Below are 15,584 nucleotides of genomic sequence, written 5' to 3'. Positions count from 1 at the left end.
ATTATAACCCTCGCTCCTTAATCCACTCAGTTACCGTTTGACCAGCAGTCAGCTCGTTAACTCCAGCAGTAACAATGCGGTCACCATCAAGCAAACCACTTATTAGCTTGCCGTCTTGTGAAAGCTCGATGCTGACACGTTCCAGCTGATTATCGGCACTAACGCGCCAAACATAGTGTTGGCCGTTTTCGTTGATAACTGCACTGTCAGGAATGCGTTGCGTTAGGCTGTCTTCACTAAGCACAAGTTCAACGTTGGCTGTGGCAGCCATACTTGGGTAAAGGTTCAAGTCGTCGGGGCTTGGCATCGTCATGGTAACGGTGAAGGTGCCTGATTCTGGATCTGCTATCGTTTCAATTTCTTTAATTGATACTGTGTATTGCTGATCTGGTTTCACCGCAAAACTTACAGTTGGTTGGTTCACTTGCAAATGCGAGCGACGTAAAGCGCCAATTAATCGCTCAGGTATTTCCATCACGACATCAACGGCATTTTCCGATTGGATTGACATCACCGGTTGCAATGCTTGTACGTATTCATGTGCTTTGAAGTAAGTGGCGGCAACACGGCCATCGTATGGTGCTGAGATATGGGTGTATGAAAGGTCTGTTTTTGCTTGCTCTAGTTCATTTTCGGCAACTTTGAGCGCAGTTTCAGTTTGGTCAAACTGATCTTGTGAAATCAACTGCTCATCAATTAATGCCTCTGAGCGCTCATGCTGCACTTTGGCCAGCTGATAATCTGCTTGGTGTCCTTCTACTGCAATTCGGTAATCGGTTGGCACTAAGTCAATCAGCGGTTGCCCTTGCTTAACCAAAGCGCCGGCGCGAACATGAAATTTGGCAATTTTGCCTGGTACTCTAAACGATAAACTCGCTTGTTTACTGGCTTCAACTTTCGCGGGAAAAGCCTGTACCTTAGTGGTCACCAACTCTATGTTCATCATTTGTACCGCTCTTATGGTCGCGGAATAATCAACGCTAGGTGGCTCGGAGCAGCTGGTGGCAAGTAGTGCAATCAGCATTACCCCCAGTGCATTTTTCTTGTTATTAATCATACATTCTCCAGTGATGTCATGCTGGCTAGACTTAACTATGGCACAAAATTATTAATTATCTGCCTTTCAAATTTGTCAGCAGTTAAGCCATATATAGCAAAACTAAGCTTACTAGCGCGTTATCACAACAAGATGACAAGTGTTGTGATTTGCTAATTACTTGCTAGGTCTAACAGGTGTCCAATGTCGGTGATAATTGTCTGTTTTTTTGGCGGTTAATGCTGTTAACGATTGTTATCAAAGTGTTAGGCAATTGCTGTAAAGCGAATTATCAATTATTCATTAAAAGAATGTTGATAATGATTGATTTTAATTTCGAACATGAATAATTATTGAAATAAAATTTTGTTTACGGGTTTTATGTTGATTTATGTTTCATAAACGAGCACTAGGCTGTTGAATCAACAAGCGTGCTTGATTATACTTTTCGTTAATTTTTGTAAATCGTTAGCGACTATACAGCGAATGTTCAATGACTAGGCTTGGGCGAGCAATGAAAGCTTTGCGAAATAGCCTTGGTATATTGGCTAAAGATTAATATCAACAAGCTCACCGAAACTTCTATAGTTAATGTGATGCAAACCAAGAGTGTGCACTATGACGAATAAAACCGTACTTCACGCCAAGCATATTGAAGCGGGCGCAAAAATGGTCGATTTCCACGGCTGGGACATGCCAATTAACTACGGCTCGCAAATTGAAGAGCATCACGCAGTGCGCCAAGACGCCGGTATGTTCGATGTATCACACATGACCATTGTTGATATTAAGGGGGGCGATGCTCAGGCTTTTCTGCGTCGTTTAGTCATTAACGATGTTGCTAAACTCGATGTGGCAGGCAAAGCACTTTACACCGGTATGTGTAACCATGAAGGCGGTGTAATTGATGACCTGATCATTTACTACTTCTCAACGACTGATTACCGCTTAGTGGTTAACTCTGCGACTCGTGAAAAAGATTTAGCTTGGCTTGCTGAGCAAGCAAAAAATTTCAGTGTAACCATTACCGAGCGCCCAGAATTCGCGATGATTGCCGTACAAGGTCCAACAGCGAAAGCAAAAGTAGCAACCTTACTTGCTAACATGGTAAGTGAAGAACAAAAAGCTGCTGTTGAAGGCATGAAGCCATTTTTCTCAGCACAGGCGGGTGATTTATTTATCGCAACGACTGGCTACACAGGTGAAGCAGGTTATGAAATCGCGTTGCCAAACGAGCAAGCGGCCGATTTATGGCAGCAATTACTTGATGCTGGCGTAAAACCTTGTGGTTTAGGTGCGCGTGACACGCTTCGCTTAGAAGCAGGTATGAACCTTTACGGTTTAGATATGGACGAATCAATCTCGCCACTAGCGGCAAACATGGCGTGGACGATTAGCTGGGACGACGAAGCGCGTGACTTTATCGGCAAAGAAGTGATTGCTGCGCAGCGTGCTGCTGGCGACCAACCAAAGCTTGTCGGTTTAGTGCTAGAAGAGAAAGGCGTATTGCGCTCAGGTTTGAAAGTGATCACTGAGTACGGCGAAGGTGTAATTACATCTGGTACTTTCTCGCCAACGTTAGGCCACTCAATTGCTATGGCGCGTGTACCGCGTGCCGTTAAATTAGAAGACACCGTGCAAGTTGAAATGCGCAAGAAGTTGGTGGACGTGAAAGTGATTAAGCCATCGTTCGCCCGCAATGGCAAAAAGGCGTTTTAAGTCAAATTTGCCAGCAAAAGATTAGTTGATCTGTGAACTAATTCCTCTATATTTTTAGTGGGATTATTCACTTCACAAATTACGTTAAATATTAGGAACAAGAAAAATGAGCAACATTCCTTCTGAGTTAAAGTACGCAACATCACACGAGTGGGTGCGTAACGAAGGCAACGGTATTGTGACTATCGGTATTACCGAGCACGCACAAGAATTACTAGGCGATATGGTATTCGTTGAGTTACCAGAAGTGGGCGACAGCGTAAGCACTGGTGACGATGTTGCAGTAGCTGAGTCAGTAAAAGCAGCGTCAGACATCTACGCGCCAGTAACTGGTGAAGTGGTTGAAGTTAACGAAGACCTAGAAGACTCACCTGAGCTAGTAAACTCAGACGCTTACGGTGACGGCTGGATGTTTAAAGTAAAAATTGAAGATGAAAGCGAGTTAGAAAGCCTACTAGACGCAGAAGGCTACGAAAACTCAATTGACGAAGACTAATCGTTAAACCATATATACAAGCCCTGAACCCTGTTCGGGGCTTTCTTTTTTAAATACGTACGCAAATTTTAGTGAAGCTGTTTATGACTATTCAATCCCAAGCACAAGTAACGCTAAGTGATTTAGAACAAACTCAAGATTTTATTCGTCGCCACATTGGCCCTGATGAAGCGCAAACCAAGGCAATGCTTGCCGATATTGGCGCTGAATCAGTAGACGCGCTAATTGACGAAATTGTCCCCAACGATATTCGCTTAGCAGACTTGCCAGCGATTGAAGAAAGCAAAACAGAAGTGAAAGCGCTAGCCGACTTAAAAGCCGTGGCTAGCAAGAACAAAGTGAACACTTCGTACATTGGTTTAGGCTACTACCCAACGCTTACACCGAACGTGATTTTGCGTAACGTATTGGAAAACCCGGGCTGGTATACCGCGTACACGCCATACCAACCAGAAATCGCACAAGGTCGTTTAGAGTCATTACTAAACTACCAACAAATGTGTTTAGACCTAACGGGTTTAGACTTAGCATCTGCTTCATTGCTTGACGAGGGTACCGCAGCGGCTGAAGCAATGGCATTGGCAAAACGCGTTTCCAAAAACAAAAAATCAAACGCATTCTTTGTTGCAGAAGAAGTTTACCCGCAAACGATTTCCGTAGTGAAAAACCGTGCCGAATTCTTTGGTTTTGACATTATCGTAGCGCCTGCGGCTACGGTAGGTGAGCACGATGTCTTCGGTGCATTACTGCAATACCCAACAGCAACCGGTGAAATTGTTGATATACGCCCATTAATTGAAGCAGTACAAGCGAAAAAAGGTATTGTTGCAGTCGCAGCAGATATTATGAGCTTAGTGCTACTAAAAGCGCCGGGCGAGTTAGGCGCAGACGTGGTGATTGGCTCAAGCCAACGTTTCGGTGTGCCAATGGGCTACGGTGGCCCACACGCTGCCTTCTTTACGACTTCAGATAAGTACAAGCGTTCAATGCCGGGTCGTATTATTGGTGTATCAAAAGATACCCGTGGCAACCAAGCACTGCGTATGGCAATGCAAACCCGTGAGCAACATATTCGCCGCGAAAAAGCGAACTCAAATATTTGTACTGCGCAAGTATTACTAGCCAATATGGCAGCGTTTTACGCGGTTTACCACGGTCCACAAGGCTTAAAAACCATTGCGAATCGCATTCATCGCTTCACCGACATTTTATGTTTAGGTACGGCAACGAAAGGCTTACAAGCAATTCACGCTAACTATTTTGATACCTTAACCTTTAATTCTGAAAACAAAAATGAGATTGTTGCTCGCGCATTAGCGGCAGGCATTAACTTACGCACTGACGTCGACGGTCAAATTTCAGTATCTTTAGATGAAACCACCACACGTGAAGACGTTGCGGTATTGTTTGATGTGCTACTTGGTGAAGGTCATGGTTTAGACGTAGCTGAGCTAGACGCGAAAATCGTCGATTGTGGTCACTCATCAATTCCTGCGGAATTAGTGCGTGAATCTGAAATTCTTAGCCATCCTGTATTTAACTCGTACCATAGCGAAACCGAAATGCTTCGCTATATTAAAAAATTAGAAAACAAAGATTTAGCGCTTAACCATTCCATGATTTCGCTAGGCTCTTGTACCATGAAGCTTAACGCGACTGCCCAAATGATCCCTGTGTCATGGCCAGAGTTTGCCAATATGCACCCATTTGCACCAGTTGACCAAGCGCAAGGCTACGCGGAAATGATCGGCGAGCTTGATAAATGGTTAGTTGAGTTGACTGGCTACGATGCAGTATCAATGCAGCCAAACTCAGGTGCACAAGGTGAATACGCAGGTTTAATCGCGATTCACAAATATCACCAAAGTCGCGGCGAAGGTCACCGTAACATCTGTTTAATTCCTTCATCAGCACATGGTACTAACCCAGCTTCTGCGCAAATGGTGGGCATGAAAGTTGTTGTGGTTGATTGCGATAAAAACGGTAACGTGGATATGGCCGATCTGAAAGCGAAAGCGGAAGAAATGGCCGAAAACTTATCGTGTATCATGATCACTTACCCTTCAACACACGGTGTTTACGAAGAAACCGTACGTGAGATTTGTGAAGTGGTTCACGCCAACGGCGGTCAAGTGTACCTTGATGGTGCCAACATGAACGCGCAAGTAGGTATTACTTCGCCGGGCTTTATCGGCGCAGATGTATCACACTTAAACCTACATAAAACCTTCGCTATTCCGCACGGTGGCGGTGGCCCTGGTATGGGACCAATCGGTGTAAAATCGCACTTGGCACCTTTCTTACCAGATCATCCATTGGTGAACGTTAAAGAAAGTACCCAAGGCAACGATGCCGTATCTGCCGCACCATTTGGCTCAGCGGGCATTTTATGTATTTCTTACTTGTACATCGCCATGTTAGGTAAAAAAGGTGTAACCGATTCAACGAAATACGCCATCACCAATGCGAACTACTTAGCGAAGAAGCTAAGCGAGCACTTCCCAATTTTGTACACAGGTGCAAATGGCCGTGTCGCTCACGAATGTATTGTGGATATGCGCCCGTTAAAAGAAGCGTCAGGCATTACCGAAATGGACGTGGCTAAGCGCTTAATGGACTATGGCTTCCACGCACCAACGATGTCATTCCCAGTGGCAGGCACGCTAATGATTGAACCAACAGAATCAGAAAGCAAAGTCGAGATCGACCGCTTTATTGAAGCTATGGTGTGCATTCGCGACGAAATTCGCAAAGTAGAGCAGGGCGAGTGGACAGTAGAAGACAACCCACTGCATAACGCACCACATACATTAGCAGATATCACCGATGCAGGTTGGGACAGAGCCTACACAGTCGCAGAAGCAGTATTCCCAGTACCAGCGGCTGCCGCCAACAAATTCTGGCCTACAGTGAACCGTATCGACGATGTTTATGGCGACCGCAATTTGGTGTGCTCATGTCCGAGTGTTGATAGTTATAAAGATTAGTTAACTTTTTGATATACATTAATAAAAAGCGAGCTGAGGCTCGCTTTTTTTATGCTGTAATAAATGCTAGTTTACTTAGTGTTTCGTAGTTAAGAGGCTTAAAGGCTGAATTTAAGGATTAATTTTGCTTGGTGATATTTTAGCTGGTTTTCAGTTGCTTGATCGTTTTAAAAAGCATTTTGCTAAAAAAGATGATACTGATATTGAGGTAAAATCAATTGCGTCGCGTATCGTTACAGCATTTGAATCTCATGGAGTAAGCAGGAATCAAATACCAGAACTTTTTAATGATGAGTTGGATTATTATTCATGTTCATCAGACAAGGAGTTATTGAAAAGGCTTACACCTCAAATGGTACAAAAAACCGCTGAAATGTTTGGTATAAACAAAGATTGGATTGAAGGTAGCTCTAATGAAGTATATGAAATGCATGATTTTTATAAAACCCCTGAGTTATTTGAAAGTTATTTAAAAAAGTACTTACATAAGAAAGCTAAAGATAAAAATATTTATGCCTATGCACTTAGTTCCACTAATAGAGGTTTATTTCGATGTAACAACGCACTGATTGTGATTGCAGAGCCGATTTGTTCTTTGAATGGACGAAATGTATTTAAGTACCACCTTATAGGTGGCTGGGTTTTCGACTATTGGAAATCCAGAGTCTATTTTGCTGCTATTTGCGCATTATTATTTAAATACGAAATTTTCGTAATTGGTAGGTATGTTGAACCAAAATGGCTTCAGCGCGTCTTTGAAGAAGGAGAGTTACTTAATTATAACTTTTCTGATAGAGAGGGAGCTCCAGACTTTCCTAGCAAAGGTTCTTTTATTGTTGAAGAGTTTATTAATATGCCCTCAAGTCTTATAGAAGGTATGGACGAAGAAGATGGAAGAGCTATTCCGCTTGCTTATCAGCTATGGCTAGCTCTCAGTGATATGGGGTACATGAGGGTTTTTCCTGAATCTAAGCTTGAACATCATTCAATACGCAATGGTTTCGAGCAAGCGCTTATAAAGGCTGAAAATAATCAAACTTTATAAGTTTATATAAGATACGGTTACTGAGTACTTTGTCGAGTAAGCGAAAGCCCTTATAGGATATGTTTCCCCTCTCCATGGCATTGTAACTTTGTTTATGAGATTACAATGCCATCAAACCTACCAATAAAACATGTAGCTTTTTAATGCTGCACTTTAAAATGTGAAAGCTCGGTTTTTTGTGCTTCTGAAAGCTGTGAAAGTTCTGTTGAGGCTTGCAGGGTTTGGTTTACCGCTGAAACATTTTGCTGCACTAAGTCAAACGCTTGTGTGGTTGTGCGAGAAATATCTTGGGTGACACTTTGCTGTTCTTGTGAGGCAGTTGCTACTAAAGTGTTGACCTCTGAAATAGATTCAACCGCGGTTGAGATATCTTCAAACGCCACTTTGATTTTGTCTGCTAGTACTACCGATTTTTCGATCAGCTCAACATTTTGTTCCATATTTTGGCTGGCTTTTTGTGACTGAGATTGCAGCTTTTCAATCAGGTTTTGAATGCTCACTGTTGACTCTTGTGTTTTTGAAGCTAGGTTTCGCACTTCATCAGCAACTACTGCGAAGCCTCGTCCGTGCTCGCCTGCACGAGCAGCTTCAATGGCAGCGTTAAGCGCCAGTAAGTTCGTTTGCTCGGAAATGCTGTTAATAACATCGGTAACGCTGCCAATTTCTACCGCAAAGTCTTGCAGCTCTTGGGTCAACTGTGCCGATTCTGCAACCGATGCGTCAATATCGCTTGATAAGATAATGTTTTCTTCCAGTGTTGCTTTACCGGTTGCAACGTTAGCTTGTGCGTCGTTTGCTCGCTCTTCGGCAATAATGGCTTTGTCACTCACTTCGTTAGAGGTACAAGAAAGCTCGTGAATCGCTGTTGAGATTTGCTCTACCTGTGCCATTTCTTGCTGAGCATTGTTAAGCGTATGTCCCATCACGGCATTTAATTCTTGTGATGCTGAGGCCACATTTTCAGAAATTGCGTGCGAGTTTCTAATCAAGTCAGAAAGCTGATTCGATAGATTTACAAGCGACAAGTAAATGCCCGTTTCCTTGCCTGTTTGTTCTAGTGTTTGGGTGAAATCACCTGAGGCCATCTCTGCCATTAGCGACTCAATCTCGGCAGGTGCGCCGCCCACAGGAGTAAGCACAAGCTTTTGCAGTAATACTTGTAGCACAATAACGGCAATAGCTAAGCATACTAAGCCAATGATTAAATCAATGATGAGTTGGGAGTCTGCCTTTTCTGAAATAGCGCTGTCTTTTACGAAAGAGACAAATGACCAGTTGTTAACCTCTAGTTCAGTCCAAAATGCAGTGAAATCAATATTATCGCCGGCGACATTTGCAGTGTAAGAAAGTATTGGGTTTTGTTGATTAAATTGCTGATAAAGCGAGCGCTCAGTAAAAATGTTTTTGCCCAGAAATTCGGGGTAGGGAGCAACTAAAATTGTTCCTTGCTGAGTGTACATAAACATGTTTTTGGCATTGGCAAGTGAGCCCAATACCGCATCGAGTTTAATGTTAGAAAGAATCGCAAATGAGCGATTAATTCTGTGTGCCATACCAAGTACTTGCTCCCCTGATACCGCAGAGTTAAAAGGCGCTGAAATATAGAAATCTTGGCCTTGTTCAAAAATAGCGCGGTAATACTCACGGTTAAGTTGCTTTACGTTAAAGCTTTGCAATTCGCCTTTTGTGTCATAAATATCACCATTATCTCTAAATAGATAAATACCATCGCTAATATCGCGTTGAATATTCTCAATTGTGGCTAATTGCGAGGTGAGGTTGGCAGATAGCGTATTGGATAAAACATCACTTTCGGCTAACGTTATTGCTGAAATTGTGTCTTTGTAGGCGCTAAACCTTTCAATCAATACCGATTCGGTCGTGGCATTTTGTTCTTTTAAGATCGCTTTATTAAGCGAAACACTCTCATTTTTGAACGTATTGTAACTCAGGGTTACCAATAGCGCGATAATCGCAACGATGATGACACCTAATGAGCCGATTAAGTGTAATTTAAATTTCTGCATAACTACCCCGAACTAAGGTTTTGTCTGTTGTAAATAAGCTTGTATTAAGTAGTAATGCTTCTTTCATGAGCGACATTGAATAAATTCAATTTATCTCTTCGCTGCATCGAATATTCAAACCTATTGCGATATGAATAAGGCTAGCTGTTCAAGCCAACAAGAACCGTTACTAAGTAAATTAAATATAGTATTTGAGGAGAAGTGAGCAGGTATGTGACGAGACAACACAGATAATTAACCTAAACTGGTTTGATTACTACCACATAGGTACATCGGTTATTCACCAATAAAACAGATATTCCAAACCGTTATGCCTTATTCCCCAAAAAAAAGCGGCGCAATTATAACCAAACAAATGTAAACAGAGTGTTGGTAAAGTGTTATTTAATTGGTGGGGCATGGTTGACCTTGATTTACTAGAGTTTGCCTATGCATTTGCGGGGCTAACGGTAACTAACATGGTAAGCAGAGTTGTATCGAATGTTAAAAAAGTGTGGCCAATATAAATTGGCCACTGACAGGGTTTAAGCTTCGACAATACAATAAGCATTCAACTTGTTGCCGTCTAAGTCACGAAAGTAACCCGCGTAAAAGCCTTGATTGGCATCTTCTGGCCTAAAGCCGGGTTTACCTTCACATGTTCCACCTAACTCAAGTGCTTTTTGGTAGACAGCGTTAACTTCTTCTGGCGTTTTCACTTCTAGCGCAACCATAGTACCATTGCCAACACTTGCAGGTTTTTTATCAAATGGCAGGCTTACAGCCAAACCGCTGCCGTCTTGGGTTTGTGACCATGCAACAAAGTAGTTTGGCTCTTCCATAAAACGAGTTGCGCCAATGGTTGCAAGTAATTCATCGTAGTAAGCACTAGCTTTATTTAAATCTGCTGTGCCTAAGGTTACATAACCGATCATTTTTATTTCTCCTTATTCAATGACTTCGAATTGATTATAGATATTGACTACTGACATCTAGTGTCAGTAGTGTTTGATTACACTGGGGCGTGTTGATCTTTCGAGATTGAACTTTGTTCAATCTAAACGCTTTCTGATCACGGCGCTCGCTTTGTCGCATAGTCGTTCTATGTAAAAATCGAGCAACAATGAGCAGGAAGCGTTTAGATGAACCCGCAGGGCAGCGTCTGTTTGAATTTTCTACTTTGTTGGCACTTATTTATGGAGAATGATTACACTGCACAAGTGCCGCTTTGTATAAAACCCAAACAGACTGCTGCAAAAACAACCCTGAAAGATCAACACGCCCTTGTTAGGTGACAAATCAGACGGTGATATAGCGATGCGAAAAGCAGAAAGGCTTAATGAAATTGTTCAATACCTCAGGCGAATGCATCATGCCGTGACGGCCGATACGCTTGCCGAGCAATTTGAGGTAAGCGCTCGTACTCTCTATCGAGATATACAAGATTTAAAAAGCGCGGGGGTTCCCATACTCGGTGAAGCAGGCGTGGGGTATGTGATTGATAAAACCTATCATCTCTCGCCCATCATGTTTGATGCGAAAGAAATAGAAGCGATAGCATTAGGAATCGGTATGGTCAGTAACTGGACTGATGAAAAATTTGCTCAAAAAGCACAAAGTGCCTTTCAAAAAATACAAGCCACTTTATCCGCCCCCATGCTTAACGAGTTAGCGCAAATAGCGACGTTTTCCGCGCCGAGTCACTATAAAATCCCATGGGAAGTCGATTTTTCTGAGCTTCGAGAATGTATTAGGCGAAAGCAACTGATTCGCTTTGATTATTTAGATCTTAATGAAACACCTACACAACGAACTGTTAGGCCGTTAGCGCTGACCTCATTTAGCCCTGTGTGGTTACTAACGGCTTGGTGTGAGTTAAGGGAGGATTTTCGAAATTTTCGTATTGACCGAATATCTTCGTTTACTCAGTTGAGTCAGCGCTTTGTCGATGAAAAAGACAAGAGCTTTAAAGCCTACTTAGCCAAAATAGGGCACGACATAAACACTTAAAGTGCTAGAGGAAAGAGTTGTTGTTTGAACGCTCAAATATCGTTACTACTGTGTTTAAGGTTTTAAAAAACATATAATTAAGCTTAATTTTTAAGGTTGTTGGCTGGCAAAGTAGCATAGGCCATTGCAGTTTTACTTAGTTCGCTTAGCTATTATTGTTGTGAACTATTACCAGTCTTTAGCTATCAACTGTAGACAGTGAATTCGGTGAATATGAAATTAAGGAGAACCCTTTGTCGTCAAAGTTAAGGTTAATTTGGTCAGCGCTTGTTGCCTTTGTCTTTTATTTTGCTTGGGCGTATTGGGCTAATAACATCGAAGGGGTTGATCGCGAAACCGTGCTACGTGCGGCTTTTGTACAAGCGAGTTTCAGCGCATCTGTCACCCTAGTGTTCACCTTCGTGCTGGAAAAAGCGGTGGCTAAATTTGGCGGTAGTTGTTTTTCTTTAGTGTTTATCGTGCCTGTACTTTGCTCTGTGCACTCGAAAACTCGCCACAATCTCGCCATTTTGAATACGTTTAATGAAGCATTAGATGCTGCCGCAACTCACCTTAAAGGTAAGTGCGTTACTGGCAGTTTACTAGCTCCCTTGGTGCCACTTTCGATGCAGGCGAGTTTGGTGATTATGGTGAACGTTATTAATCAAACACCTAATTTATGGCTAACAGTAGCGCCGAGTATCTTCTTTAGTGCGCTATATGGTTATAGCTATACCTTTACCTTGTTAAAGCAGCGAAATTAAAGCAACGAAATTAAAAAAGCTGTTTTGAAGAGAGCTCTCATCTGCCGTGATTTATTTCAGCCTCGTTTGGGAATTCGTAAAGCGTTAAGCTCCTTTTCCTTTACTTAACGCTTAATATTTCGACATTTAATAGCTAGCGCTAACACCTAGTGCTAATGCTTTTTGTGTTAATGACCTAATCGTTTAACTTAATCGTTTAAATTAATAACCGAAATAGTCACCGGCATATCCGGCGTTGTATTAACCATATTCGGGGCACCAAAGGCAGCGTCAAAGTTATTCACATAAGCTTTATTGCCACGCACAATCACTTCACCGGGGGCATCTAATTCACCATTTGCACCATCGGTATTACCGTTTTTTGCGAGTAATGCTAGCGAACCGTCTAAATCTATTCGGTAAACCGCATTGTCGAACAAGTCGGTAATATAGAGCGCTTGCGTGCGGCTATCCCAGTGAATGCCATCGTTTGCTACCATGCCTTGTGCAAATAGTGTCGAACTTAACTTGTTACCATTTTCATCTTGAGTTGTTTTGAATACGCTGCCATCTTCCATAATACCTGTGTACATATTGCCTTGGGTATCGAACGCTAAACCGTTGGCACCAAAACCTAAACTACCGTTTGATGTGAAAGTGTCAAACAAGTGTTGGTCATATGTTTGTGCATTTTTGTAGGCAGAAAATTGAAGTGGGTTCGCTGCGCTTAGCTCACTAATGTTTACTTTGTAGACGCCACTTGTAGTAGATTTGCCTTGCTCCGTGGCAAGTACAGTATCGCTAACGTAAAGATCGCTACCATACCACGCAATCGCGTTAGGAAATGCTAAGCCTTTGGCAACTACGTCTACACCAACGGCTTTACCTTCACTAACATTAACTCGTAAAATTCGAGATTCACCACCCGCCCAAAGCTGCATATCGGCGATATAAATATTGCCGTCAGGTCCTTTTGCTAACCCCATCGGTACGACTGTTCCGCTGGTTGGCTCCATATCTTGAGGTTTAAAGGTGTACCAAGTAGTAACCTTGTCATTAGCATCAATCATACCTATCACTGGTGTAGCAGGCTTGGCGATCAGCCCTTGCTTGGCGAATGCGTCGTTATGCAAGTTGGGGGACGTAAACAGCACATTATTGTAGGCATCTAAAGTAAAACTGGCTGGCGAGTTATAGCTATCCGGTAATTTCGCCAGTAATTGTGATTGCGGCAATGGCTCACTGGTTGTTGTTGATAATTGCTCGGCTGTTACTGAACAGGCGGAAATACTCAGCAGTGATAACGACACTGCGGTTGCTTTTAGAAATTGTTTCATCATGATCTCTCTTTGAAGTTTGATAGCAGTTAGCGTTTATCTTCATGGAAGGTAACTGCGAGCTGCATTATTTAGGGAGTGTAGGCAAGCTACTTTGCAAAACCGCCGAATGGTTTAAGTAGCAGTGGTGTGATGGCGGCGTGACGCTCTCTTACTTCTGCCGGTAAATTACCTAAATGCACCATACGTGTTGGTGTGGCGGCTGCCATCCAACGCTCGGCGTGCGCATCCCAGTTGTCGATATGGGTGTGGCAGGCTGCAACATCTTTAAAGCGCTCATAAACTAAGATGTCACCGTCGTCAGAAAGGTAGTATTGATAATTTAGCGTACCCTCTTCGGTTTCGGCACGTGCAATTTGTGAGTTCATTACTGCTTTGAATTCTTCTAGCATACCTTCGTTGAGCTTGGCTTCGACAATCCAGCCATAGTTTTCAAAGGTGGTGTTGCCATCAACCTTGATTTCGCTACCTTCGGCATCTTCACGAGCAAAGCCAGCGAGTGGTTTTAGCCACAGCGGTGAAAGTGCAGCGTGGCGTGCACGAACATCGTCAGGCAAGTTACCAAGGTGCAACATACGGGTGGCATCGGCTGCCGCTAACCAGCGTTCGGCATGGGCGTCCCAATTTTCGATATGCTCATGAGAAGCAGCAGCATCAGCAAACCGTTCATACACCAAGATATCGCCAGCGTCCGACATATAGTATTGATAGTTAAAGGTGCCGTTTTCGGTAAGCGCTTGGTTTACCTGTGAGTTCATCACGGCTTTAAAATTTTCTAACTCACCTTCTTTAAGTTTTGCCTCAACAATCCAACTGAATCGACCAGATTTTCCTAGACACAAAGAAGTTGTAAACTTTGTGTCCCAGGAGGATGAATGAGCGCTAAAAGATTTCCCGAAGAGTTTAAGATACAGGCCGTTAAGCAAGTGACTGAAAAAGGTCACTCCGTTGCAAGTGTTGCTGAGCGGTTAGATATATCGACAAACAGCCTTTATATTTGGCTAAAACGCTATGGAAGCAATAGCGAACACTATCAAGCGTTATCCGAGCAAGAGAAGCGAATCAAAGCACTTGAAAAAGAATTGAAGCGCACTCAGCAAGAACGTGACCTATTAAAGGAAGCCGCCGTGTACTTTGCGGGCGAGTCAAAGAAAAGTACACGTTCATAAAGTCTCGGCTCAACCAATATCCCATAAAACTGATGTGCCAAGCGTTGCAAGTTCATCGCAGTGGTTTTCATGCGTGGCTTCAGAAGCCAGAGAGCAAGCGTGCTAAAGATGACAAGCGCTTAACGGGTTTAATCAAACAGTCTTGGCTTGAAAGCGGCTGCGTTTACGGTTATCGCAAAATCCAAAGTGATATGTTGGATTTAGGGGAAACTTGTTCAAAGAATAGAGCCTGCCGACTAATGAATTTAGCTAGCATACAAGCTCAAGTTGGTTATAAGAAGCGTAAAGGCAACTACGGCACTAAGCCCTCGGTTGTCGCAGATAACCAGCTAAAACGGCAGTTTGATGTCGTACAGCCAAATCAAACTTGGGTAACCGATATCACCTATATCGATACGCATGAAGGCTTCCTGTATCTCGCTGTTGTTATAGATTTATTCTCTCGGCAAGTCGTTGGCTGGTCAATGCAATCAATGATGCATACTGATTTAGTATTGAGTGCATTACTCGCAGCTGTATGGCGAAGAAAGCCTAAACAAACGGTGATTGTGCATTCAGATCAAGGTAGCCAATTTACAGGTTATGACTGGCAACGATTTGCTGCTGAGCATAATTTATCACTGAGTATGAGCCGACGAGGTAATTGTTACGACAATGCTGTCGCCGAAAGCTTTTTTCAACTGTTAAAACGTGAACGAATTAAGCGTAAAAAGTATAAAACTAGAGGAAAAGCTAAGGAAGATATTTTCGATTACATCGAAATGTTTTATAACAGCAAGCGTAAGCATGGCTACCTAAATAATCAGTCTCCGGCTGACTATGATAAAACCTATTTTACGAATCAAGAAAACGTCTAGGATAGTCTGGTCGATTCAAATAGATATTACTGAGTATAGTGCGATGATGCTAGATTGAATTGCTGTTAGCTCAATATGAAGATCAATTGTCTAGCAAAGTAAGCGAGGCAAGTGAATTAAAAGCCTCGCGATTATTTTGATTTTAAACAGGTGCTGCTATTTGGCTTGGTGTTGTGTAGCTTGGTCTTAACTTTTACCTT

Annotated in this window: 12 protein-coding genes; 7 read left to right on the top strand and 5 right to left on the bottom strand. The window is 42.7% G+C overall.

All coding sequences use genetic code 11. The features are described from left to right. Position 1: 1 nt before the first annotated feature. Positions 2-1,057 (bottom strand): efflux RND transporter periplasmic adaptor subunit, encoded by a 1,056-nt coding sequence (locus tag DXX92_RS13790; RefSeq protein WP_116000970.1) that lies wholly within the window; start codon positions 1,055-1,057, stop codon positions 2-4. A gap of 597 nt (positions 1,058-1,654) precedes the next feature. Between DXX92_RS13790 and gcvT the strand changes: the two genes are divergently transcribed. The 4 genes from gcvT to DXX92_RS13770 all read left to right on the top strand — a co-directional run bounded on the left by gcvT (position 1,655) and on the right by DXX92_RS13770 (position 7,283). Continuing rightward, the gene (gene gcvT, locus DXX92_RS13785) at positions 1,655-2,755 is read left to right on the top strand and encodes a glycine cleavage system aminomethyltransferase GcvT (RefSeq protein WP_116000969.1); all 1,101 of its coding nucleotides are present in this window, start codon (positions 1,655-1,657) and stop codon (positions 2,753-2,755) included. 106 nt (positions 2,756-2,861) lie between these two features. Beyond that, on the top strand, positions 2,862-3,251 hold the full coding sequence (gcvH, locus tag DXX92_RS13780) for a glycine cleavage system protein GcvH (protein WP_116000968.1): 390 nt from the start codon (positions 2,862-2,864) through the stop codon (positions 3,249-3,251). A gap of 83 nt (positions 3,252-3,334) precedes the next feature. Then, positions 3,335-6,238 (top strand): aminomethyl-transferring glycine dehydrogenase, encoded by a 2,904-nt coding sequence (gcvP, locus tag DXX92_RS13775; protein WP_116002439.1) that lies wholly within the window; start codon positions 3,335-3,337, stop codon positions 6,236-6,238. 124 nt (positions 6,239-6,362) lie between these two features. Further along, complete coding sequence (locus tag DXX92_RS13770) at positions 6,363-7,283, top strand: hypothetical protein (RefSeq protein WP_116000967.1); 921 nt, start codon at positions 6,363-6,365, stop codon at positions 7,281-7,283. 140 nt (positions 7,284-7,423) lie between these two features. Here the strand turns inward: DXX92_RS13770 and DXX92_RS13765 are convergent, their stop codons facing one another. Beyond that, positions 7,424-9,310, bottom strand: a complete 1,887-nt coding sequence (locus DXX92_RS13765) for a methyl-accepting chemotaxis protein (RefSeq protein WP_116000966.1) — start codon at positions 9,308-9,310, stop codon at positions 7,424-7,426. Between the two features lie 524 nt (positions 9,311-9,834). Further along, complete coding sequence (locus tag DXX92_RS13760) at positions 9,835-10,224, bottom strand: VOC family protein (RefSeq protein WP_116000965.1); 390 nt, start codon at positions 10,222-10,224, stop codon at positions 9,835-9,837. Between the two features lie 382 nt (positions 10,225-10,606). Here DXX92_RS13760 and DXX92_RS13755 point away from each other — a divergent pair, with 382 nt between their 5' ends. Further along, positions 10,607-11,299: a helix-turn-helix transcriptional regulator gene (locus tag DXX92_RS13755; RefSeq protein WP_116002438.1), complete on the top strand. Its 693-nt coding sequence runs from the start codon at positions 10,607-10,609 to the stop codon at positions 11,297-11,299. Between the two features lie 233 nt (positions 11,300-11,532). After that, positions 11,533-12,042, top strand: coding sequence for a hypothetical protein (locus DXX92_RS13750; RefSeq protein WP_181901760.1), 510 nt, complete (start codon positions 11,533-11,535; stop codon positions 12,040-12,042). Between the two features lie 188 nt (positions 12,043-12,230). Here DXX92_RS13750 and DXX92_RS13745 read toward each other — a convergent pair whose 3' ends face one another. Both DXX92_RS13745 and DXX92_RS13740 read right to left on the bottom strand, forming a co-directional pair. Then, positions 12,231-13,361, bottom strand: coding sequence for an SMP-30/gluconolactonase/LRE family protein (locus DXX92_RS13745; protein ID WP_116000964.1), 1,131 nt, complete (start codon positions 13,359-13,361; stop codon positions 12,231-12,233). An 86-nt stretch (positions 13,362-13,447) separates the two neighbouring features. Then, the gene (locus DXX92_RS13740; RefSeq protein ID WP_116000963.1) at positions 13,448-14,200 is read right to left on the bottom strand and encodes a putative quinol monooxygenase; all 753 of its coding nucleotides are present in this window, start codon (positions 14,198-14,200) and stop codon (positions 13,448-13,450) included. A 33-nt stretch (positions 14,201-14,233) separates the two neighbouring features. On the opposite strand from DXX92_RS13740, the gene DXX92_RS13735 reads away from it, so the two are divergent. Then, positions 14,234-15,384, top strand: a protein-coding gene (locus DXX92_RS13735) for an IS3 family transposase (protein ID WP_116000962.1) whose coding sequence is annotated in 2 segments (ribosomal slippage) — positions 14,234-14,480 and positions 14,480-15,384 — 1,152 coding nt in all. Because the reading frame shifts where the segments join, the coding sequence is not laid out codon by codon here. The last annotated feature ends 200 nt before the right edge of the window (positions 15,385-15,584 follow it).

The sequence above is a fragment of the Thalassotalea euphylliae genome (genome assembly GCF_003390395.1).
Lineage (GTDB): Bacteria > Pseudomonadota > Gammaproteobacteria > Enterobacterales > Alteromonadaceae > Thalassotalea_F > Thalassotalea_F euphylliae_C.
The sequence above is the reverse complement of the archived record's forward strand: the minus strand, read 5'-3'. Positions and strand labels throughout refer to the sequence as shown.

Coding starts and splice junctions, on each gene's coding strand:
- DXX92_RS13760 (WP_116000965.1), bottom strand. CDS start 10,224: ATGATCGGTTATGTAACCTTAGGCACAGCAGATTTAAATAAAGCTAGT.
- DXX92_RS13745 (WP_116000964.1), bottom strand. CDS start 13,361: ATGATGAAACAATTTCTAAAAGCAACCGCAGTGTCGTTATCACTGCTG.
- gcvT (WP_116000969.1), top strand. CDS start 1,655: ATGACGAATAAAACCGTACTTCACGCCAAGCATATTGAAGCGGGCGCA.
- DXX92_RS13765 (WP_116000966.1), bottom strand. CDS start 9,310: ATGCAGAAATTTAAATTACACTTAATCGGCTCATTAGGTGTCATCATC.
- DXX92_RS13755 (WP_116002438.1), top strand. CDS start 10,607: ATGCGAAAAGCAGAAAGGCTTAATGAAATTGTTCAATACCTCAGGCGA.
- DXX92_RS13790 (WP_116000970.1), bottom strand. CDS start 1,057: ATGATTAATAACAAGAAAAATGCACTGGGGGTAATGCTGATTGCACTA.
- gcvH (WP_116000968.1), top strand. CDS start 2,862: ATGAGCAACATTCCTTCTGAGTTAAAGTACGCAACATCACACGAGTGG.
- gcvP (WP_116002439.1), top strand. CDS start 3,335: ATGACTATTCAATCCCAAGCACAAGTAACGCTAAGTGATTTAGAACAA.